Here is a 21,290-nt window from a genome sequence, read left to right on the forward strand (position 1 = left end):
AAGCGTAGAGTAAGGCCTTAATGCGTGACGCACTGCCAGGTTGTCATAGTGCAGCGATGGTGGCGCGGGGCGCTAAGCGCTACAAATCAAGGCGTAGACCGCGCCGATGGATATCTATTTTCAATTCGAAGAGGTAATAACACAGTGTCCTCCGCTAAGAAGACAGCACAGGTTGTAGACGAGGTCGATGTAGCACTAATCGGTGCTGGCATCATGAGCGCCACCCTGGGTGCTATGCTCCGCGAGTTGGAGCCCAGCTGGACCCAAATGGTCTTTGAGCGCCTGGATGGCCCCGCATTGGAGTCCTCCTCCCCGTGGAATAACGCCGGTACCGGCCACTCCGCACTGTGCGAGCTGAACTACACCCCGGAGAAGAACGGCCGCATTGATATCTCCAAGGCTCTGGGCATCAACGAGAAGTTCCAGAAGTCTCGCCAGTTCTGGTCCCACCAGCTCAACAACGGTATTCTCACCGACCCGAGCGAATTCATTAACCCGGTTCCGCACGTGTCCTTCGCACAGGGCGAAATCCAGGTGGATTACCTCAAGCGCCGCTATGATGTGCTGAGCGAGAAGCACATGTTCCCGGGCATGCAGTTCTCCGCAGACGATTCCGACTTTGCTGAGAAGCTGCCGCTGATGGCGAAGGGCCGTGACTTCTCCAATAAGGTGGCCATTTCTTGGACCGACGCTGGTACCGACGTCAACTTTGGCGCGCTGACCAAGCAGTTCCTGACCGCAGCCAAGGCCTCCGGCACCGAGATCCGCTATGGACATGAGGTCATCGATATCAAGCGCGATGGCTCCGCGTGGAAGGTGTACTCCAAGAACAAGCACACCGGCGACATCACCGTAGTCAAGGCCAAGTTCGTCTTCGTAGGTGCCGGCGGTTACGCCCTGGACCTGCTGCGCAAGGCAAAGGTGAAGGAAGTTGCCGGTTACGCAGGCTTCCCAGTATCCGGTCTGTGGCTGCGCTCCAAGAACCCTGAGCTTATCGAGCAGCACCAGGCAAAGGTCTACGGCAAGGCTGCCGTGGGCGCCCCGCCAATGTCCGTGCCGCACCTGGATACCCGCGTGATCGACGGCGAGAAGGGTCTGCTCTTCGGTCCTTACGGTGGTTGGAGCCCGAAGTTCCTGAAGAAGGGCACCTACCTGGACCTATTCAAGTCCATCCGCCCAGACAACATCACCTCTTACCTCGGCGTTGCCGTGCAAGAATTCGGCCTGACCAAGTACTTGGTCGATGAGGTGCGCAAGAGCTTCTCGGACCGCGTGGAAGCCCTGCGCGAGTACGTACCGGAAGCAAAGGAAAGCGACTGGGAGACCGTTATCGCTGGCCAGCGCGTCCAGGTGATTAAGCCTGCTGGCGCCCCGCAGTTCGGTTCCCTCGAGTTCGGTACCACCCTGGTGAATAACCAGGAGGGCAATATCGCCGGCCTGCTCGGCGCTTCCCCGGGTGCATCCATTGCCCCGGCCGTCATGCTGGAGCTGCTGGAGCGTTGCTTCGGCGAGCACATGATTGATTGGGCAGACAAGATCCGCGAGATGGTTCCGTCTTATGGCATCAAGCTGCGCAACGATGAGAAGCTGTACGACGAGATGTGGGAGTACACCCAGAAGACCCTGAAGCTGGACCGCTAAGAGCTAGCTTTCGGCCTCACAAACCCTCGCACCCCCTTCGTGCCGGTGCGAGGGTTTCGTGCGTCCTAGGCAGGTAATGGCAGCCCTAGGTGCCGCAGTAGGTGAGGTAGCCCTCGAGACCATTAGGATCCGGCGATTCGAACGTGGGGTTGGGCTCCCACGGGTGGGTGACCGCGTGGAGGAGCTCCTGATACGGGCCCATCTCCCCGCGTTCGGCAGCATCCAGCGCGGATTCTACGGCGAGATTGCGCGGGATAACCCGCGGCATGGCGCTATCGACGCGGGAAGGATCGGGCGAGGAGGCAAGGTAGTCATCCAAGAAGTCTCCCTCGGCAAAGAGCTCGCGGGCGAGGGTGGGGTGGCCCGCGGCGGCGTCGGCAAGAGCGCGGTGAGCGAGCGTGATATCTGGGCCGTTGAGCTGCATGGCGGTCGCATAAGAAGAAGCGACCTCCAGGGAGGTGTCCAAAGCCTGTGTTAAATCTGCTCTGCGCTGGTCCGCAAAGCGGTCGCTAAAGCCGGTGATGGATTCCTGGGCAAAGTCCATGGCCTTATTCATGTCCAAATCAAAAAGCGGCAGGAGGGATTCTGCCAAGCGGGCCAGGTTCCATCCCAGAATGGAGGGTTGATTGCCAAAGGCATAACGGCCCTGCCTATCGATGCTGGAAAAGACCGTGGCGGTCGAATAGGCCTCCATAAAGGCACAGGGGCCATAGTCAATGGTTTCGCCAGAGATGGTGGTGTTATCCGTATTCATCACGCCATGAATAAAGCCCAAGCGCATCCAGTGGGACACGGTGCGGATCTGTGCATCCATCACCTGGGTGAAAAATTCCTGGTAGCCCGCGCCAGGGTAGTGTCGCGCAATGGCATAGTCGGCCAACTGTCGGGTGTAATCCGTCTGCGCGGCTAGGTGAAAGGTGCCGACGCGGATATGGCTGGCTGCCACGCGTACCACAATGCCGGCCGGTTGCACGTGCCCGCGCTGAATGGGTCGTCCGGTGGAGATAACCGCCAGCGCCCGGGTGGTGGGAACACCCAAGGCATGCATAGCCTCAGAGACTAAATACTCGCGCAGCATGGAAGATAGCGTTCCGCGGCCATCGGACCCGAGGCGGGAAAAGGGAGTAAGCCCAGTTCCCTTGGCATGGAGATCCCATAGCCGGCCGTCCTTTTCCACCTCGCCCAAGAGCATGGCCCGGCCGTCTCCCATCTGCGGGTTAAACGCACCGAATTGGAAGCCGGAATATGCCATGGCGTGGCCGCCTGCGCGGCCGGTAAGGAAATCTATGCCCTCGGAGGAGCGCAGCCAGTCCGGGTCGAGGCCCAACTCTGTGGTGAGATCCTCGTTCAGGATGACCATCTGTGGGTTCGGTTGCTCCTCACCCTCGGTGGGGCGAACCAAGTGGGGAAGCTTCTGGGCAAAATCGTGGTGTAGCTGCATCTAGACCTCCAGTGTTCCGCGCACGCGAATCTGGGCGCGGCCGCCCACCCAAATATCCGTGCCGTCATCGTTGATAAATACTTCGCCCGCCCGGCCAATTTGGCTGCCTTGTGTTGCGGTATAACGCGCCGGCACCAAGTTACGCGAGCGCATAAACTGCGCGGCGCCGCCATTGAAAGAACCGGTGACTGGGTCTTCGAATTGGGTGGTAAAGGCCCGCACCTCATAGGCCGGCTCGCTCTCTGTGGCGTTGGGATTAAGGCCCACAACGCCGATCTTGGGGCGCTCGTCCCGGGGCTCAACCGCGCGCACCGCCGCGGCATCGGGCAATTGCAGCAGGCGCCAGCCCGGGCCATTGTCCACCCAGCCATGGTCCACAATATCCGCGTTATCTAGCCCCAACCCAGCGCAGGCCTCCTTCAGCTCCGCCGGGCTCAGCGGTTCTTCGTGGCGCAGCGGCGGGGTAGCAAAGGAAAAGACTTCGCCCTCTTCGCGGACGGTCACCAGACCCACGCCGCATTCTTGGATGATAATTCCCTTCGTCTGCGGGTTATTACCCAGCGCTCGCCACGCGGCAGCGCTACCCAGCGTGGGGTGGCCGGCAAAATCAAACTCCTCGTACGGGGTGAAAATGCGCACGCGGTAGTCCGCGCGGGCGTCGTGAGGTTCGAGCAAGAAGGTAGTCTCAGAAAAGTTGGTCCAGTTCGCGATTGCCTGCATCTGCTCGGTACTTAGGCCATCGGCGCCCGCAATCACCGCCAAGGCATTGCCGTTAAAGGCACCCGTGGCAAAAACATCAACCTCAAAGAACTCGTGGTGCATGCCCGCCAGTCTAGTCAGCCCCAGGGATGAGGACTATGGCCTAGAGCCTGCGCTAGCCTAGAAAGCCATGAAGAAGCTATGGCCCGATGCACTTCGCGCGTGGGTAGGCCCACCGTGGAGAATTCTCATTCCGCTGTTTTTCTGGGTTTCTTCGGTTTCTTATGCTGCTGATGTAGTGGACGGGGATTCCCTCTTTCACAGGGGCGTTTTAGTTCTTTATTGCGTGGTTCTCCCATTGGCGTTGTGGCTGCATCCTAAGTTGAAGGAAAAGGCGATAGGCGCAATCGCTATTGTCTTTACCCTGTGTCTTTTTACCCCTTTGGCCGCGCTGAGTAACGTCCATGCTTTTCCCTTGGCGTATTGCGTTTTTCTCATTGGGGCGCATTCCCCGAAGCGCATGCGCCGTGTATGGATTGCCTGGATAGGCGTAGGCACCCTTTTCTCTGTGTGGGCACAGCATTTTGGAAACCTTATCTTTAGTGATATTGATTTTGGACTCGAGGGAGCACAGATTGATCCCCTAGTGTCCTTAGCCTCCGTTGTTATTATCGCGTGGCCGGTCATGGGCTTTTTCTTCCTGCTTGGCACCAATGACCGCAAAAAGCGCGAGGACCAGCAGCTTCTGATTGAACGTGCGGAGATGGCCGGCGCGGTAGAGCGCAACCGCATTGCCCGCGAAATGCATGACATTGTGGCGCATAACTTAGCGGGCGTTATCGCTCTTGCCGACGGCGCCCGGTTCGCTGCCGCCAAAAATCCCGCAGCGGCCACAGAAGCCTTAGAAACCATCGCCTCTACCTCCCGCGATTCCCTCAAGCAGATGCGCGGATTGCTCTCTGTGCTGCGAGATGGCGATTCCCGCGCCGATACCAAGGCGCCTGGCGCGAGCGATATTGCCGGCCTTATTTCGGAAGCCCGTCGCAGCGGCTTCGATATCACCGTGCACGGGCTGGAGGACCTGCCGACCGAAAGCGACGAGCTCTACCAATTCACCGTCTACCGCGTGGTGCAAGAAATTTTGACCAATATGCTCAAGCATTCCCGCGATAAAAGGGGAGTGCTGCGTTTCCGCTCTACTGGAAACGGCCTAGTATTGAGCGCCGATAACCCGGCCGCACGCACGCCAGACAATCACAAGCCCGGTTACGGACTCATCGGAATGAGTGAGCGCGTTAAGGCCTATGGCGGCAGCGTTGCTACCCGCACAGAGGACGGACACTTCTTTATCACCGTGGAGGTACCCAATGACTAACCCTGAGCAACCAACAGGTGCACCCGCCGGCCCCATCCGTATAGGCCTGGTCGATGACCAGCCTCTCGTGCGCGCCGGGTTCGCCATGCTTCTTGGTTCCCAAGAGGATTTGGACGTTGTCTGGCAGGCATCCGATGGCGATGAAGTCCTCGACCTCGCCCGCGCGCAGCCTGCCGATATCGTGCTCATGGATGTTCAGATGGCCCGCGTCAATGGCATCGCCGCCACCGAAAGGCTGCTGCCGGAATTCCCGGACACCCAGGTCATCATGCTTACCACCTTCGATGACCAGAACTTTGTCCATGGCGCCATTTCCGCCGGGGCTTCCGGATTCCTGCTCAAAGACGTCGAACCGGAAGATCTCCTCGCCGCCATTCGCACCGTACATTCCGGCGAGGCCGTCCTTTCACCGCGCATTACCGCCCAGGTGCTGCAGCAACTGCGCAGCGAGCAGTCCGCGTCACAGCCTAATTCACATGCCACCCCCGTTGCGGCAGCGGCTACCGCCCCTCCGGCAGAAGAACTCACGCCACGCGAGCTGGACGTCCTCAAGCTAATGGCACTGGGGTATTCGAATACCGAAATCTCCGAGTGCGAGTTCGTCTCCATGGCCACGGTCAAGACTCACGTGCGCCACATCTTGACGAAAACCGGCTCGCGTGACCGCGTGCATGCCGTGCTCTACGCGCTTACTCATGGCGTGGTTTCGGTGGAGGAACTGCTCTCTCATCCCTAGGTATGACCTGCTAAATCACTCCCAAGGATGGTTACTTTGTGCCGGTCAGGCGGCACGATGGGAACCATGCTCAAAGTTTCACACCTTTCCAAGAATTTCCGTTCCTTTAAAGCAGTAGATGACCTCTCCTTCGAGGTTCCAGACGGTCAAGTCACCGGCTTCCTCGGACCGAATGGTTCCGGCAAGTCCACCACCATGCGCATGTGCGTGGGTCTGGAGAATCCGACTTCCGGCACCGCGACTTTTGATGGCACGCCTTTCCGTGAACTGTCCAATCCCGCCACCATGGTGGGCACCTTGCTGGATGCGAACTGGTTCCACCCGGGCCGCAGCGCTCGTGCCCACCTGGGGTACATGGCCGCGTTGCAGGGCGTGTCTATGAACCACGTGGATGACACCTTGGACCGCGTCGGCCTAACTCAGGTAGCCACCAAGCGCGTGGGCGGCTATTCGCTAGGCATGAAGCAGCGCCTGGGCCTTGCTTGTGCGCTCATCGGCGAGCCGAAGCACTTGCTTCTCGACGAACCCGTCAACGGCCTCGACCCCGAAGGCGTGCACTGGATGCGTGCCCGCATCCGCGAATTCGCCGAGGCCGGTTGCTCGGTCCTCGTATCTTCCCACCTGCTTTCGGAAATGCAGCTCACCGCAGACCGCCTCGTAGTCATCGGCAAAGGCAAGCTGCTGGGCGAGGGCACCATGGATGAATTCGTCAACGGAACTGGTGGCGCAAGCCTCGAAGTCATCGTTGACCAGCCCGATGAACTCCTGCGCCTATTGCACGGCACCGATGCGGAAACCTCCTTTGACGGTGAGGTCCTGCGCGTGCGCGGCCTCGAAGGCTCCGACATCGGCCGCATCTGCCTGGATAACCGCATTCTTATCTCCAGCTTGGAACGCAAACAGCCCTCCCTGGAAGAGGCCTACCTCGGCGCGACCGCCGACCACGTGGCCTACCGCTCCGCCTAAACGCACAATTCAATCGCAAAGGACAGATTTTCTATGAATACTGTGGTTTCAGAATCCCGCAAGCTCTTTTCTCTTCGCTCTACCTGGGTCTACCTCGCCATCGTGGCGCTCGGCATGGCCGCCGGCGGTGTGCTCATGGCCTGGGGCTATGACTTCAACGGCAGCGTGGATGGCAAATTTCAATCTGGTGATGTTTCTGTTGCCAGTGAACTTGCTGTCGTAGTCATGATTTTCGCTTCCGCGATGATGGTCGGCGGTGACCTGGGGAAGGGAACCGTTGCATGGTCTTATCTTTCCTCCAATCGCCGCGTTGGCATCGTGCTCAGCCAATTCTTAGTCATCTTGGTATCACTCTTGCTTGCCGCCACGCTGGGCATGGCTGTGGGAACTTTGCTGATTGCGGCATTCGGCGGCGATATTAACTTTGCTAGCTTCACCCAATGGCCGGAGTGCAACCAGATTGTGCTGGCTTATGTGGAATGGACCGGTTTCACCCTACTTGCTATGGGGCTGGCATATTTGCTGCGCAGTGGCACCTTCGCTGCGATGATCTTAGTCGTGGAATTCTTCGTGCTAGAAACGGCACTTATAGCCTTCAATACCTCGTGGGCCCAATCCATCTTGAACGTCATGCCATTTGCCAATATGCAAACCTTGGTTCTTGGCAGCGAGCGAGGCGGCTTGGACCATTCCCGCGGTGTGTGCGCATTGATTCTTGGCGTGATGCTCGCGGTCTGCGTCGGTGGTGCATGCGTAGTATCCCGCCGTCGGTCCGTCGCCAAATAACTCCCAGAACTAACTACGCTGGTGGGCATGAGTGATGCACTTTTTGCCCGCATAGAACCTATCCAGACCATGCGGGATGGCACGGTCAAGCAGGTCAACCCGTTCTCCGGAACCGAGGTATGGACCGTGCCAGGCCGCGGCAACCGCCCGCTGTCCACGCCAGTGGCTAACCCGCAGCCTCTGCAGGAAGAAGACTTCACCCACCGCTGCGCCTTTTGCTCAGGGCGCATGACTGATACCCCACCGGAAAAGGCCCGCATCCTGCCATCCGGCGGGATTGTGCGTGGGTTGCCCTTGCGCGAATACGGACACACCGTGTCGGCCTTTCGCCGCATCCCCAATCTGTTTGAAATCGTCTCCTATGACTACTGGCACGCCAACTACGGCTTCGACATGGATGCGGAGACCCGCCAACGCATGGACAACTACCTTGCCGATCCTGCCGGCCGGGAACATGTGCTCAAGATCGTGCGTACCAAGCGCAAGGCAGCGCACCTGCCCGAGGCAAGCGAAGAGGAACTTATAGAACAGGCGGCGGGCTTTTTCGCAGGAGGCCACGACGTCATTGTGGCTGGGCGCCATTTTGAGCGTGGTGCGCAGGATGATTCACAGCTAGTGTCCTCTGGCACCCTCAGCGCCGAAGAGCACCTGCTCTTTATGCAGCTGACTATCGATGCCATGCGCGACCTCTACGAGCGCAACCGCTACGCCCCCTATGTGGTGGCCTTCCAAAACTGGCTGCAGCCAGCCGGCGCCTCCTTTGAGCACTTGCACAAGCAGCTCGTTGCCATCGATGACCGCGGCATGGCCTCCCACCGGGAGGTACAGATGCTGCGCAGCAATATGAACATGTACAACGAGTGGGCCGTGGACTATGCCGCTAGCCGCAACCTCATCGTTGCAGAAACTGACCATGCTGTGCTCTTCGCCGGCTTTGGGCACCGCTATCCCACCTTGGAGGTCTACTCCAAGTCCGCTACCTGTGAGCCCTGGCGGCAGTCAGAAGAGGAAATTCGCGCCATGAGCGACCTTGTTCACGCCGCCCACGCCGCAGTGGGCCGCGAGGTACCCTGCAATGAGGAGTGGCACCACAAGCCTGCCGACGTCGACGTCGCTCAGCCATGGCGCATTCTCATCAAGCTCCGCATTTCTACCCTTGCCGGATTTGAAGGCGGCACCAAGATTTATCTCAACACCATCTCGCCCTGGGATCTGCGCGATAGGGTAGTAAGCCAGCTTTATTCCCTGCGCGAGTCCGGGCATGTTGCCCGCTCGGTCCGCGTAGCTACCGAATGCTCGGTACAGCGCAATAGCCTGCTGTATAACCCACAGCTGCGCTAGGCACGCTGTGGTGAGTCGTTCAAGGTGGGCTTAGCGCTTGACGACGAGCGTAAGCTCACTCGACCCAGGCCCCGGCTCCTCAACGGTCATACCCGCGGCGCGCGCGATGGCGGCAACGTCGGCGGCGCTATAGGCGTCAGCAGGCGAGAGCGCTAATTCGCGGGCTAAAAGGCCCTTGTAGTGCTTATTGAAGTGGCTGACCACCTTGCGCGATCCATCGTCCTGCACGCTTTCCACCCGTACCGTTACCGCATCCTTTACCCGGCCCAATTGCTGGTACGTACCCGAGCGCAGATCCACAATAAGCTCGTCTACCCCCTCGAGTGCCTGCGTAATCTGTGTGCCCCAGCGCGACTTCATGGTGCGACCGCCAAGCTTGGAGCCACCCGAAAGCCGGTAATGCGGAATGGGGTCGCTGGCGCGGAGGACGCCAAAGAGGGCGTCGCCAATAGCAAGGCGATCCCACGTGGGCAGGGAAGGGGCATCCAAGGCATCAAAAAGCACGCCGGTATAACGCAACACGGCCGGCATGGTGGGGGTGGTAAAAAGCCCCTGATTGGATTCGGCCTCACCGCGCAGCTTTTCCGAGAGCTTGAGTACCTCCATTGCCTCGTCTACCGGGAGAGACTGCAGCTCAGCGACAATTTCGCGCCGGGTATCGTGCAATTCTGGAAAGGATAGCCGCCCAAAGTCAAGGGGCTGTCCCGTACCGCCATGGGCCTTAGTTTCTGAAGGAGGGAGGATAATGAGCATGTATACAGGGTAGCGGGGTATATTTTTGTGCATGATTACCCGCCTTTCTGAACTATTTCTCCGAACCCTTCGTGAGGACCCCGCAGATGCCGAGGTCCCTAGCCACAAGTTGCTCGTACGCGCCGGTTATGTACGCCGCGTCGCGCCGGGCGTATATACCTGGCTGCCGTTGGGTCTGCGCACCCTGCGCAAGATTGAAGATGTAGTCCGTCAGGAAATGGACGCCATTGGCGGCCAGGAGATGCTCTTTCCTGCTTTGCTGCCGCGCGAGCCTTATGAAAAGACCAACCGCTGGGTTGAATACGGCGATAACCTCTTCCGCCTTAAGGACCGCAAGAACGCAGATATGCTGCTTGGCCCTACCCACGAGGAAATGTTTGCCAGCGCGGTCAAGGATATGTACTCCTCCTATAAGGATTTCCCGGTCACGCTCTATCAGATTCAGACCAAGTACCGCGATGAGGAGCGCCCCCGCGCTGGTGTGCTGCGTGGCCGCGAATTCACGATGAAGGATTCTTACTCCTTCGACATGACCGATGAGGGCTTGGATGAGTCCTACGGCCGCCACCGCAAGGCGTATCAGAATATCTTCAACCGCCTGGAGATCGATTACGCCATCTGTAAGGCCACCTCTGGTGCCATGGGCGGCTCCGCGTCCGAGGAATTCCTCGCCGTCTCTGAGGTGGGCGAGGATACCTTTGTGCGCTCCACCGAGGGCGACTACGCAGCCAACGTCGAGGCCGTGGTGACCCCAGCACCGGCGGAGAAGGATATTGAGGGCCAGCCGGAAGCACAGGAGCACGACACCCAGGGGGCCGAGACCATTGACAAACTGGTCGAGTGGGCCCAGGGCGCCGGCATTACTGTCGACGGCCGCGAGGTTACCGCGGCAGACACCCTCAAGTGCATGATGGTCAAGCTCTTCCACCCGGCTGCGGAGAGCGAAGAGCGCGAGTCCGAGTTGGCAGCCGTTCTCATCCCTGGCGACCGCGAGCTGGATGAGAAGCGCCTTGAGGCTGCACTCGAGCCGGTGGAGTTTGAGCTGGCCGGGGACAAGGACTTTGCAGACAATGACTTCTTGGTCAAGGGCTATGTTGGCCCGCGCGCTTTGAACGCCAATGGCATCAAGGTCTTGGCCGATCCACGCGTGGTCAAGGGTACGGCTTGGATTACCGGCGCCGATGCGAGCGAGCGCCACGTGGTTGGCTGCGTGGCCGGCCGCGATTTCACCGTGGATGAGTTCATTGAGGCCGCAGAGGTTAAAAAAGGCGACCTGGCTCCTGATAACCAGGGCACCTTGACCCTGGAGCGCGGCATTGAGCTCGGCCATATCTTCCAGCTGGGCCGCAAATACACCGAGGCCTTCGATGTCCAGATTTTGGACGAAAACGGCAAGCGCGCCGTTCCTACCATGGGTTCTTATGGCATTGGTATTACCCGCATGCTGGCCGTCTTGGCCGAGCAGCGCCATGACGACAAGGGCCTCAACTGGCCGGTTGCCGTCGCTCCTTACCAGGTACACGTAGCCGTGGCCAATAAGGATGCAGCAGCCATGGAGGCCGGTGACAAGCTGGTGGAGGAGCTATCTGCCAAGGGGCTCGAGGTGCTCTTCGATGACCGCCCAAAGGTCTCCCCAGGCGTGAAGTTCAAGGATGCAGAGCTCCTTGGCATGCCCTTCGTGGCAATTCTGGGCCGTGCCTTCAAGGAAGGCAAGATTGAGCTGCGCATCCGCGGTGGAGAGACCCTCGAGGTTTCAGCCGAGGACATCGTGGACAAGATCCTCGAGCTCGTGCATGGCTAAATAAGACCCAACTCTGCGCGGCGGGGTACCGTGGAAGGCATGAACTTTCAAAAGAATGGGCTTTCCACGGTGCTTTCAGCAATGGGCGTATTGCACTTTGTGAAGGCGAAGACTTTCGAATCCATTGTTCCGCCGCAGCTGCCAGGTCCTGCGCGCTTTTATAACTTTGCTTCGGGCCTGTGGGAGATTGCCACCGGTGCGTTGCTTCGCCGCCGTGCCACCCGCGGCTTCGGAGGTGCCTCCGCACTCGCGCTCTTTGCTGCGGTGTGGCCGGCCAATATGTACCACGCCTGGATCGAGCGCAAGGCAGGGTGGCCAAAGAAGCTCTACCACATCATCCGCCAGCCGCTGCAGGTGTTGTTGATGATGTATGCCTGGAATATCGCCAAGCATGAGGCCTAAAGCCACAATGGCTGCATGCTAGCCAGCCAGGTGGACACAAAAGCCGGCCTCCTCCCTTGCTCCGCGGGGTTCCGCGGGAAGGGGAGGAGGCCGGCTTCGTGTTAAATGCCGAAGCTAGAAACTAGCCGGCGACGGGGCCGCCGCAGTTAGGCCAAGCGCCAGCACCCTGGGTGGCCAGGACGTTTTCGGCCACGGCAATCTGTTGCTCGCGGGTTGCCTGGTCAGCGGTCGGGGCGTACTGAGTGCCGCCATTGGCAGCCCAGGTCTGCGCGTTGAACTGCAGACCACCCTGGTAACCGTTTCCGGTATTGATGTGCCAGTCACCGCCGGACTCGCAAGCAGCTACCTGATCCCAGGCGCTAGCCGGTGCGGCGGTAGCAGCAGGCGCGGCCAAGCCAGCAAGGCCGAGTGCTGCGGCGGATACGGTCAACATGGTCTTCTTAGAACGCATTGAGAGGAAACTCCTTCTCTTTGTGTCTGTCTAGCTTGCGGAATCTCCTGCAAGCTCATGGTGAACCAACCTACGCATGCTGGAGGAGCCGAGGCAATGCATAGGGCCGTAGAGGTTGCTGTCATTTCGCTGGCCGATTGCCAGCGGGCGGGCAGGTGGGGCTGATTGGGGCCGCAGTGGTCTAGTGCATGCCGTGGGACTCCGCCGCGATACCAATGAGCCAAGTAACCCATTCCTGATCCGGGGATTCTTCTTGCGCTGCGCCCGTAGCGGCAGCGGACCACTTGCGACCGTCGTGTTCGGCAAGGCCATCGATAAAGGCCAGGGCGGAAGCGGAATCGTGGGGCAGTTCTTGCTCTCCGGAGGTATAGGCCGGCTCCGGCTGTGGAGTGTTGCTGTAGCGGGCAAGTGCGTCCTGGAGGGCGTCGATGCGGCGATGATGAACGGCTAGGCGATGATCCACCTTGTCCTCGTGCTCGGGGCCAACGTAGGCGCGGGCGAAATCTAGACCGTATACCTGCTCATACTCCCAGCTCAGGAGATCGGCAGCGCTTTTTTGCTCCGGTTGGGAAAGCTCGGGGATATCGGGGGCATCGCCAGGCAGCCAGGCATTGAGCGCGATGGCCTGCTCGGTAACTAGGACGCGCGATTCAACGGTAACCTCATCGGCTGCCTCTGTCGTCGCAGAAGCGGCATTTTCCATAATTTCGCCAGAGTCTGCGGCGTGGTTGGCCTCGGTAGGGCGCTCTACCTCGCAGGATCGTGGAGGATTGCCGGCATCATCCGTGCCGCATAGCCGCGTAATTTCGGCATACAGGGCATCCGCCTGGGAGCTGCGCAGCCCTGCGGCATGGTCATCGACGCCGCTGAGGGACAAGGCGTCGGTGGCGGCGGCGTCGGCAAGCGCCAGCAGCCTGCTTTCTGGCCGCGGGCCAAAGTAGTCGACGACGGAATCAACCGCTTGGCACCCAGCCAAGGTGGGCAGGGTGGCGGTTGTGGCTACGAGGGCTAAAGCTAAACGTCGGCGGTTCACGCAAAAGACTGTACCCCGTAGCACGTAGGCTAGTGCACATGGCTTTCCCAGATGCACAACAATTGACCGAGCTCCTGCAACCCAAACTAGCTGAGCGGGGATTGGACGTAGAAGACATTAAAACCACCAAGGCGGGAAAGAAATCCCAGGTCATTATCCGTATTGATGGCGATAAGCGCCCTAGCTCCGATGTGCTGGAGGAAGTATCCAACGAGATTTCTGCCTTCTTTGATGACAAGGAAGCGCAGGGAGAGCTGAACTTCGGTGCGGGCTATACCTTGGAGGTCTCCACCCCCGGCGTGGACCTGCCGCTCACCGCCCCGCGCCACTGGCGCCGCAATCGGGGGCGCAAGGTCTCCTTTGACCTTGGCGATGGCAAGACTCAATCGGCGCGCATTGGCGCGCTTAACGACGCCGCCGATGCCGTAATCCTCATCACGGCAAGCAAAAAGGACGTGCAGGCGCGCGCTGAACGATTGGAAAACATTGCCCGGGCAGTGGTAGAAATTGAGTTTGCACAGCCGTCCGAACAGGAGTTAGAGGCAGTGCGCAAGACGTTTGAAGAAGCCGAGAATTAACCGGCAACCGAGAGGAATGACAAGTGAATATTGATCTACAGGCACTTCGTACCATCGAGTCCGAGCGCAACGTCCCCGTAAAGGACTTGCTGGAAGCGATTGCGGGTGCCTTGTTGTATTCCTACCTGGATTACCGCGAGTCTAATGCTGGCGGCAAGGTAGAAGGCGCCAAGTCCCGCGTCGATATCGACGCCACCACCGGTGCGGTCAGCGTCATTGTCTCGGAGCGCGACCCAGAAACTGGGGAAGTAACCACCGAATACGATGACACCCCGGAAAACTTTGGACGCGTGGGCGCACAGGCCGTGCGCGAGGCCATCCTGCGCAAGCTGCGCGAGGCCGAGGCAGAGCGCACCTATGATTCCTACTCGGAGCTCACCGGCCGCGTTGTCAGCGGCATCGTCCAGCGCGATGCGCGCGCTAATGCCCGCGGAATCGTCGTGGTCCAGCTGGGCTCTGAGCTGGAGTCCCAGGACGGCATCTTGCTGCCGGCCGAGCAGATTCCGGGTGAAAAGCTCGAGCACGGTGACCGCATTAAGGCCTATGTCGTAGGCGTTAATCGCAATGGCGCCCAGGTACAGATCAATCTCTCTCGCACTCATCCGGAGCTGGTGCGTGGCCTTTTTGAGCTTGAAGTTCCAGAAGTTGCCGATGGCAGCGTAGAAATGATTGCCATTGCCCGCGAGGCAGGCCACCGTTCCAAGGTGGCCGTTGTGGGCCATGCCAAGGGCCTGAACGCAAAGGGAGCCTGCATTGGCCCGCGCGGTCAGCGCGTCAACAACATCATGCGCCAGCTCGGCGGTGAAAAGATTGACATCATCGACTTCAGCGAGGATCCCACGGTCTACGTAGGCAATGCCTTGGCCCCCTCGAAGGTGGTCAAGGTTACCGTTGTGGACAACGAGGCGCAGATCGCACGCGTGGTGGTGCCGGATTACCAGCTGTCCCTGGCTATTGGTAAAGAGGGCCAGAATGCCCGTCTTGCTGCCCGTTTGACCGGTTGGAAGATCGATATTCACTCGGACGCTGACGCTAATTAAGGATCTGCGCTTTTGTAGCGTAGGCTAGTAAACGGCCCAGTTGCAGATTGGGGCATATTGGCGACGCGAAAAGTAAGGAGATGAATGTCTGAGAGGCAAAGACTCCGGACCTGCATCGCTACTCGCCGCCGCCTGCCAGATACGGACTTGCTACGGGTGGTCATCGACCACGATGATCCGCACGGCCGCCGTCTGGTAGCAGATCCACACCGCCGGCTTCCCGGCCGCGGGGCGTGGATTAGCCCCACACTTTCTGCACTCGAGCTGGCGGAGCGCAAACGCGCCTTCAAGCGCGCGCTTCGCACGTCCGCACCCGTGGACACAGGTCAGGTACGGCAGTACTTGGAAGCGCATAGCGGACAGGTACCTAGCGCGGACAATGCCGCGTTAGATTCGTACGAACCAGAGTTACAAAGGAAGACCGAACACTGATGAGCGCACAACGATGAAGCATCAGCGATGAAAGTCCTACACACCTAACTAGGGGTCAGGCCAGTTTCCGCGGCCTTGACTCCTAGTCGATACCAAGAGGAGACAAGTGCCCGGAAAGCTACGTGTTCACGAGCTCGCAAAGCAGCTCGGAGTAACCAGCAAGGAACTGCTCGCCACCCTGAAGGAACAGGGTGAGTTTGTAAAGACTGCTTCTTCCACCATCGAACCGCCGGTGGTTAAGAAGATGCGAGCACATTATGAAGCACAGTCCGGCGGCGATGACGCCGCCGAGAAGAAGCAAGACAATAAGCCTGCCAAGGGTGCCGCTAAGAGCACCGCAAAGGCGAGCGCCCCTAAGCCGGGCGCGAAGTCTGCTGCCCCGAAGCCGGGCGCAGAGGCGCCAAAGCCAGGCGCGAAAGCCGCTGCCCCGAAGCCCGGCCAGGGCGCACCGAAGCCAGGTCAGGGTGCTGCTAAGCCCGGCGCAAAGCCAGCTGCCCCGAAGCCGGGCGCACAGGCCCCGAAGCCTGGTGCTAAGGCTGCCGCACCGAAGCCCGGCCAGGGCGCACCGAAACCAGGTCAGGCTGGCGGCAAGAAGTCGGGCGAGCGTCCGACCCCAGGCAACTCCATGCCTCGTCCAATGCCGAAGCCAGGCGGTTCCCGTCGCGTAGCTAATAACCCGTTCTCCACGGGTGGCGGCGACAACCGTCCGGGCCCTCGCCCAGGTGGCTCCAAGGGCCAGCGTGGCGGCAATAAGCCAGGCGATAACCGCGGTAAGCGCGGTGGCCAGAACGAGGGCGGTAATAACCGTCAGGGTGGCAATAACCAGGGTGGCGGCGGTCGTCGTCCATCCCCGGCCATGATGCCGTCCCACCCGAACCCTGCGTCGATGCCGTCTAAGGCACCGAGCGGCGGTGGACGCGGCGGCCGCGGTCGCGGCGGTCACGGCGGACCGGGTCACGGTGGCCCAGGTGGCGGCCGTCCAGGCGGTTTCCGCGGAGGCGGACGCGGCGGACGTCGCGGTGGCACCGCAGGTGCATTCGGCCGCCCAGGTGGCGCTCCACGCAAGGGCAAGAAGTCCAAGCGTCAGAAGCGCCATGAGTACGAGGAGCAGCAGAAGCACGTCGTAGGCGGCGTGCGCTTGCCAGACGGCAAGGGCCAGACCGTCCGCCTGCGTCGCGGTGCATCCCTGTCTGACTTCGCCGAGAAGATCGGCGCGGATCCAGCAGCACTGGTGCAGGCACTGTTCAACCTCGGTGAAATGGTGACGGCAACCGCTTCCGTATCGGAAGATACGCTGCAGCTGCTCGGCTCCGAGATCAACTACAACGTTGAGGTCGTCTCCCCTGAGGATGAGGACCGCGAGCTGCTCGAGTCCTTCGACCTGAAGTTCGGCGAGGACGAAGGCGGCGAGGAAGCACTGGAGAATCGTCCTCCAGTCGTCTCCGTTATGGGTCACGTTGACCACGGTAAGACCCGCCTGTTGGACGCCATCCGTAAGACCAACGAGGGCGCCCACGAGGAAGGCGGCATCACCCAGGGCATTGGTGCCTACCAGACCACGGTGGACGTGGACGGCGAGCGCACCATTACCTTCCTGGATACCCCGGGTCACGAGGCCTTTACCGCCATGCGTGCCCGTGGTGCTAAGTCCACCGACTTGGCCATCCTCGTGGTTGCCGCCGATGACGGCGTCATGCCACAGACCGTGGAGGCCATCAACCACGCCAAGGCCGCCGATATTCCGGTCGTCGTGGCCGTGAACAAGGTGGATAAGCCGGAGGCTCAGCCGGATAAGATCCGTGGCCAGCTCACCGAGTACGGCCTGGTTCCGGAGGAGTACGGCGGCGACACCATGTTCGTGGATATCTCCGCGAAGCAGGGCAAGAATATTGACCAGCTGCTTGAATCGGTCATCCTGACCGCCGACGCCGCCTTGGAGCTGACCGCTAACCCAGACATGGACGCACAGGGCGTGGCCATTGAGTCGCACCTGGACCGTGGCCGTGGTCCGGTGGCAACGGTCATCGTTCAGCGCGGTACCTTGCACGTGGGTGACTCCATCGTCGTCGGTGATGCGCACGGTCGTGTCCGCCGCATGCTTGATGAATTCGGCGGCGACGTCGAAGAGGCTGGCCCATCCCGTCCGGTGCAGGTTCAGGGTCTGTCCGGTGTGCCGGGTGCAGGCGATAACCTGCTCGTGGTGGAAGATGACCGCGTTGCCCGCCAGATTGCTAACCAGCGTGATGCGCGCAAGCGCTCTGCCCTGCAGGCAAAGCAGCGCAAGCGCGTCTCCCTGGAGGATCTGGACAAGGTATTGCAGGAGACTTCGACCCTCAACCTCATCCTCAAGGGCGACAATGCCGGTTCCGTCGAGGCACTGGAAGATGCCCTGTTGGATATCAAGACCGAGGACGAAGTCGAGCTCAACATCATCGACCGTGGTGTGGGCGCTGTGACCGAGACCAACGTCTCTCTCGCAGCGGCTTCCGACGCCGTCATCATTGCCTTCAACACCCGTGCAGAAGGCAAGGCGACGGAGATGGCTACCCAAGAGGGCGTGGATATTCGTTACTACACGATCATCTACAAGGCCATCGAAGAGGTCGAGGCTGCGCTCAAGGGCATGCTCAAGCCGATTTACGAGGAACGCGACACCGGTGCGGCCGAAATCCGCGCCCTGTTCAAGTCCTCCGCGGTGGGTACCATCGCCGGCTGCATGGTTACCGAGGGCAAGGTTGTCCGCAACGGCAAGGTTCGCCTGCTGCGCGATAACAACGTCATCACTGCCGACGCTAAGATTGAGTCCCTGCGTCACGAAAAGGACGACGCAACCGAGATCAAGGCCGGCTACGAGTGCGGTATGGTGCTCTCTTACCCGGATATTCAGGTAGGCGACATCATCCAGGCCTACGAAGAGGTCGAGGTTCCGCGTACCTAGTCCGCAAGCGGCGTAAATAAAATCGCCAGGTGTTTCCCCGATTGGGGAAGCCCTGGCGATTTTATTTGCAGCTTCTGCTGAACTTTAGTATTTAAACTATCTAGACAGGTTTACGACAAGTTGGGTTTGCTAATGCGTGCCTTGTTTAGCAGAGAAGTTGAGGAATGCAAGAAATTTTTCGGCCTTGATTTGGGGCTCACCAAGCAGGTCGAATACCCAGTCCTCAAGTGGGAGCATTTCCTTGTTGCCATCGTTGAACCGAAGGCCGATACTATTTTCCGTAGCCTCGCCGTGGGCCAAGTCCGACCACGTTCCAGTGCGTTTCGAAAGTAGCCATTGGCCCAAAACGTATGTGATTCCTATTCTTCCTTCTTCGGCTTTTGTGCTGGAAGTGAGCAACCTGTGCAGTACCACTTCACTAATCTGTTCTTGATCGTTTAGCCACTCTTGCGTGAGTTTAGCCCTTTCGAGGCAGCTTGCTGCTTTGTTCGGAGCATCGGCGTGAAACTCATTTAAAGGCTGGGGCGTGACGCTCGCTGTTTCTGGCTTAGATTGGTTTTGGTCTTGCAAATCCTAGGTCCTTAGATGCCATACTCCGTTTCCCCAGTTGCTTTCGTAATTGCAACTTGCTCTTCTCGCCCAATTAGCTGTCGCTGGGTCTTTACGTAACTCCTTCAGCGATCTTTCACACTGATCTTTTGTGTCATAAAGGAAGTTTCCGATGTCGGCGGTGGCAATATTTGAGGAAAGAAGGAGGGAAAATGCTGATACAATCGCGATGATTAGGGTCCTCATTCTGCTGCGTGTATCTAGCATTCTTGAATACCGTCCATTCGCTTTGTCGGAGACCATTAAAAGTTCCTCCGCGAATGTGCTTTTACCAACAGGCATTGTGTGTCGAAATCAAATGCAACGATTACAACGATTACTTTGACGTTCATATCAAAATCGCAATCGTTATAGACTTGAATTGCGCCCTTTTCCTTCTCAGAATGAATGCAAGCAGGAACAGGATCTCCCGGGCTTCTTTCCCCTGTGGAATATGGTTGCAGGCTTGGGGCGCCGTCAGAATCTACATTGAGAATGACGAATTGAGGGGATCGTTAAGCGTTTCATTTGTGGCAGAGGCTGGAGGGACTGCAAAGCCGCCGAGGATACAAGCGGCGGTAGTGATCGATGCGGCTATTTTATAAGGTTTCACGTTTCTCCATTTAGGCTCGTGGTGGGGTGAAACACTTTTGACCATAGTTTCGGAAACGTTTTAATTCAAGGGGTCCATAAGATATATATATGGTCTTATTGCATGTTCGAGATCCTCAGAATTGCCTTCATGTGCAGTTAATTTTCTGCCACAGGACATGCATGCGGAGTAATGTAAGATGGACACAATTTTATAGATCTTGGTAGAGATTTATAGATCTTGGTAGAGATCGATAGTTCGACGGAGAGGGAGTTGCACCATGGTTGACCACGCGCGTGCTGCACGAATGGCCAAGCGTATTAAGGAAATCGTGGCGAGTGCCATAGAACGCGAGATCAAGGATCGCCGCCTCGAGTTGGTGACCATCACAGATACTCGAGTGACGGGCGACCTGCACGATGCCACCGTTTTTTATACCGTGCGCGGAAAAGACATTGACTCCGAGCCAGACTTCGCACAAGCAGAAGAAGCCCTCAAGCGCGCTAAAGGTCAGCTGCGCAAGATTGTGGGCGATCAACTCTCGGTGCGGTTTACCCCGACGCTAACCTTCGAGGTCGATACCGTTCCGGAGGCCTCTGCTCATATGGAAGAACTTCTGGCCCGTGCTCGCGCCCGCGATGAAGAACTGGCAAAGCTGAAGGAAAACGCCCAGCCGGCAGGGGATGCGAACCCGTATAAGACCTCCGATGAAGACGAGGCTTAAGTGACCAAGAAGCAATATGAGCCGGCAGTTGCCGCTTTGCACGATGCTCACAGCATCTGCATTGTGACGCACCTGCGGCCGGATGCCGATGCCATCGGCTCTGCTGCGGCGTTGCTGCTCGCGCTGCGCCAACGGGGCAAAGACGTGTGTGCCGTTGTGGGCCAGGAGCGGGAAATTTCCCGTAACCTTTACACCATTCCTGCCGCCGACGACGTCACCACTAGCCTTAAGCTGCCGGAAAGCTATGACCTCTACGTCACCGTTGATTGTGGTTCTTTGGACCGAACGGGGTTCTTTGCGGATCGGATTGATCAGCTAGCCAAGCAGGGCCGGGTTCTGTGCATTGACCATCATTCTTCTAACCCAGGGTTTGGTGCCATCAATGTGGTGGACACTGAATGTGAATCCACCACCGTGGTGTTGCTGAGCATCTTGGATTCATTGGAGATTCAGATTGACCGTCATATTGCACACTGCTTATATGCCGGTTTGATGACCGATACTGGCAGCTTCCGCTGGGGTAGGCCGGCTATGCACGATATTGCTACCCGCCTCATGCACTACGATCTGGATACCAAGCAGATTGCAGCTGACCTTTTAGATTCCACCACTCCGGACGATCTTCAGATGATCGGTAGGGTATTGGCCGGTTTGCGCCTCGAAGAAGCAGGGGAGCACACCCTAGGCATTCTCGTCGCGCGGCTGGAAGATATCCAGGGACACTCCGATTCGGCTGTCGAATCACTAGTGGAGTTCGTTCGCGCGCTTGAAGGAACCACCGTCGGCGTAGTGTTTAAGGAACAAGCTCCGGAGGTTTGGGCGGTTTCTTTGCGTTCTTCTCGCATTGATTGTTCTTCGGTGGCGCTAACCTTCGGCGGCGGCGGGCATGTACCGGCCGCGGGCTATACCGCCCACGGGGCTCCGGAAGAGATTATTAAGGAATTGGTGGCCGCTATCCAATGAGAAATAGGCA

At 58.9% G+C, this 21,290-nt stretch carries 20 protein-coding genes; 14 read left to right on the top strand and 6 right to left on the bottom strand.

Going from position 1 to position 21,290, the window contains the following annotated elements; translation table 11 throughout:
• Positions 1-144: 144 nt before the first annotated feature.
• The gene (mqo, locus tag QP884_RS01240) at positions 145-1,641 is read left to right on the top strand and encodes a malate dehydrogenase (quinone) (protein WP_005325195.1); all 1,497 of its coding nucleotides are present in this window, start codon (positions 145-147) and stop codon (positions 1,639-1,641) included.
• A gap of 85 nt (positions 1,642-1,726) precedes the next feature.
• Here mqo and QP884_RS01245 read toward each other — a convergent pair whose 3' ends face one another.
• Complete coding sequence (locus QP884_RS01245) at positions 1,727-3,082, bottom strand: protein adenylyltransferase SelO family protein (protein ID WP_284820275.1); 1,356 nt, start codon at positions 3,080-3,082, stop codon at positions 1,727-1,729.
• Positions 3,083-3,904: a PhzF family phenazine biosynthesis protein gene (locus QP884_RS01250; protein WP_284820277.1), complete on the bottom strand. Its 822-nt coding sequence runs from the start codon at positions 3,902-3,904 to the stop codon at positions 3,083-3,085.
• A 67-nt stretch (positions 3,905-3,971) separates the two neighbouring features.
• Between QP884_RS01250 and QP884_RS01255 the strand changes: the two genes are divergently transcribed.
• The 5 genes from QP884_RS01255 (at position 3,972) to QP884_RS01275 (ending at position 8,985) form a co-directional block, all read left to right on the top strand.
• Complete coding sequence (locus QP884_RS01255) at positions 3,972-5,156, top strand: sensor histidine kinase (protein WP_284820279.1); 1,185 nt, start codon at positions 3,972-3,974, stop codon at positions 5,154-5,156.
• Positions 5,149-5,892 carry a response regulator transcription factor gene (locus QP884_RS01260; RefSeq protein WP_284820281.1) on the top strand — a complete coding sequence of 248 codons (744 nt, stop codon included), beginning with the start codon at positions 5,149-5,151 and terminating at the stop codon, positions 5,890-5,892. Before QP884_RS01255 ends, QP884_RS01260 begins: the two co-directional genes overlap by 8 nt.
• A 66-nt stretch (positions 5,893-5,958) precedes the next feature.
• Positions 5,959-6,858, top strand: a complete 900-nt coding sequence (locus tag QP884_RS01265) for an ABC transporter ATP-binding protein (RefSeq protein ID WP_284820283.1) — start codon at positions 5,959-5,961, stop codon at positions 6,856-6,858.
• Positions 6,859-6,891: 33 nt separating this feature from the next.
• Positions 6,892-7,644 (top strand): ABC transporter permease subunit, encoded by a 753-nt coding sequence (locus tag QP884_RS01270; protein ID WP_284820285.1) that lies wholly within the window; start codon positions 6,892-6,894, stop codon positions 7,642-7,644.
• 27 nt (positions 7,645-7,671) lie between these two features.
• A complete protein-coding gene (locus tag QP884_RS01275) occupies positions 7,672-8,985 on the top strand; it encodes a DUF4921 family protein (RefSeq protein WP_284820286.1) in 1,314 nt (437 codons plus the stop codon).
• A gap of 30 nt (positions 8,986-9,015) precedes the next feature.
• Here the strand turns inward: QP884_RS01275 and yaaA are convergent, their stop codons facing one another.
• Positions 9,016-9,738 (bottom strand): peroxide stress protein YaaA, encoded by a 723-nt coding sequence (yaaA, locus tag QP884_RS01280; protein WP_284820287.1) that lies wholly within the window; start codon positions 9,736-9,738, stop codon positions 9,016-9,018.
• Positions 9,739-9,769: 31 nt separating this feature from the next.
• On the opposite strand from yaaA, the gene QP884_RS01285 reads away from it, so the two are divergent.
• Positions 9,770-11,539, top strand: a complete 1,770-nt coding sequence (locus QP884_RS01285) for a proline--tRNA ligase (RefSeq protein ID WP_284820289.1) — start codon at positions 9,770-9,772, stop codon at positions 11,537-11,539.
• A 39-nt stretch (positions 11,540-11,578) separates the two neighbouring features.
• Positions 11,579-11,941, top strand: a complete 363-nt coding sequence (locus QP884_RS01290) for a DoxX family protein (protein ID WP_284820290.1) — start codon at positions 11,579-11,581, stop codon at positions 11,939-11,941.
• Positions 11,942-12,062: 121 nt separating this feature from the next.
• On the opposite strand, the gene QP884_RS01295 is transcribed toward QP884_RS01290, so the two are convergent.
• Positions 12,063-12,392, bottom strand: a complete 330-nt coding sequence (locus QP884_RS01295; RefSeq protein WP_284820291.1) for a transglycosylase family protein — start codon at positions 12,390-12,392, stop codon at positions 12,063-12,065.
• A gap of 181 nt (positions 12,393-12,573) precedes the next feature.
• Positions 12,574-13,425 carry a DUF4439 domain-containing protein gene (locus QP884_RS01300; protein ID WP_284820292.1) on the bottom strand — a complete coding sequence of 284 codons (852 nt, stop codon included), beginning with the start codon at positions 13,423-13,425 and terminating at the stop codon, positions 12,574-12,576.
• 38 nt (positions 13,426-13,463) lie between these two features.
• Here QP884_RS01300 and rimP point away from each other — a divergent pair, with 38 nt between their 5' ends.
• From rimP to infB, 4 genes are all read left to right on the top strand, one after another.
• Entirely contained in the window at positions 13,464-14,003 is a 540-nt protein-coding gene (gene rimP, locus QP884_RS01305; RefSeq protein ID WP_239228355.1) for a ribosome maturation factor RimP, read from the top strand.
• Between the two features lie 23 nt (positions 14,004-14,026).
• Positions 14,027-15,043, top strand: a complete 1,017-nt coding sequence (nusA, locus tag QP884_RS01310) for a transcription termination factor NusA (RefSeq protein ID WP_005328685.1) — start codon at positions 14,027-14,029, stop codon at positions 15,041-15,043.
• An 84-nt stretch (positions 15,044-15,127) separates the two neighbouring features.
• Complete coding sequence (locus QP884_RS01315; RefSeq protein ID WP_005328683.1) at positions 15,128-15,475, top strand: YlxR family protein; 348 nt, start codon at positions 15,128-15,130, stop codon at positions 15,473-15,475.
• 106 nt (positions 15,476-15,581) lie between these two features.
• Positions 15,582-18,413 (top strand): translation initiation factor IF-2, encoded by a 2,832-nt coding sequence (infB, locus tag QP884_RS01320; protein WP_005325177.1) that lies wholly within the window; start codon positions 15,582-15,584, stop codon positions 18,411-18,413.
• Positions 18,414-18,542: 129 nt separating this feature from the next.
• Here infB and QP884_RS01325 read toward each other — a convergent pair whose 3' ends face one another.
• On the bottom strand, positions 18,543-18,983 hold the full coding sequence (locus QP884_RS01325; RefSeq protein ID WP_005325175.1) for a hypothetical protein: 441 nt from the start codon (positions 18,981-18,983) through the stop codon (positions 18,543-18,545).
• Positions 18,984-19,873: 890 nt separating this feature from the next.
• Here QP884_RS01325 and rbfA point away from each other — a divergent pair.
• Entirely contained in the window at positions 19,874-20,317 is a 444-nt protein-coding gene (rbfA, locus tag QP884_RS01330) for a 30S ribosome-binding factor RbfA (protein WP_150851478.1), read from the top strand.
• Positions 20,318-21,280 (top strand): DHH family phosphoesterase, encoded by a 963-nt coding sequence (locus QP884_RS01335; RefSeq protein ID WP_284820293.1) that lies wholly within the window; start codon positions 20,318-20,320, stop codon positions 21,278-21,280.
• The last annotated feature ends 10 nt before the right edge of the window (positions 21,281-21,290 follow it).

The organism is Corynebacterium tuberculostearicum, from assembly GCF_030229345.1.
GTDB lineage: Bacteria > Actinomycetota > Actinomycetes > Mycobacteriales > Mycobacteriaceae > Corynebacterium > Corynebacterium tuberculostearicum_G.

Bases quoted from the DNA above. Each gene is read 5' to 3' on its own strand.
- QP884_RS01250 (WP_284820277.1), bottom strand. From the start codon at position 3,904: ATGCACCACGAGTTCTTTGAGGTTGATGTTTTTGCCACGGGTGCCTTT.
- QP884_RS01295 (WP_284820291.1), bottom strand. From the start codon at position 12,392: ATGCGTTCTAAGAAGACCATGTTGACCGTATCCGCCGCAGCACTCGGC.
- QP884_RS01255 (WP_284820279.1), top strand. From the start codon at position 3,972: ATGAAGAAGCTATGGCCCGATGCACTTCGCGCGTGGGTAGGCCCACCG.
- QP884_RS01265 (WP_284820283.1), top strand. From the start codon at position 5,959: ATGCTCAAAGTTTCACACCTTTCCAAGAATTTCCGTTCCTTTAAAGCA.
- QP884_RS01245 (WP_284820275.1), bottom strand. From the start codon at position 3,082: ATGCAGCTACACCACGATTTTGCCCAGAAGCTTCCCCACTTGGTTCGC.
- QP884_RS01270 (WP_284820285.1), top strand. From the start codon at position 6,892: ATGAATACTGTGGTTTCAGAATCCCGCAAGCTCTTTTCTCTTCGCTCT.
- QP884_RS01285 (WP_284820289.1), top strand. From the start codon at position 9,770: ATGATTACCCGCCTTTCTGAACTATTTCTCCGAACCCTTCGTGAGGAC.
- QP884_RS01275 (WP_284820286.1), top strand. From the start codon at position 7,672: ATGAGTGATGCACTTTTTGCCCGCATAGAACCTATCCAGACCATGCGG.
- rbfA (WP_150851478.1), top strand. From the start codon at position 19,874: ATGGTTGACCACGCGCGTGCTGCACGAATGGCCAAGCGTATTAAGGAA.
- QP884_RS01290 (WP_284820290.1), top strand. From the start codon at position 11,579: ATGAACTTTCAAAAGAATGGGCTTTCCACGGTGCTTTCAGCAATGGGC.
- rimP (WP_239228355.1), top strand. From the start codon at position 13,464: ATGGCTTTCCCAGATGCACAACAATTGACCGAGCTCCTGCAACCCAAA.
- QP884_RS01260 (WP_284820281.1), top strand. From the start codon at position 5,149: ATGACTAACCCTGAGCAACCAACAGGTGCACCCGCCGGCCCCATCCGT.
- yaaA (WP_284820287.1), bottom strand. From the start codon at position 9,738: ATGCTCATTATCCTCCCTCCTTCAGAAACTAAGGCCCATGGCGGTACG.
- QP884_RS01315 (WP_005328683.1), top strand. From the start codon at position 15,128: ATGTCTGAGAGGCAAAGACTCCGGACCTGCATCGCTACTCGCCGCCGC.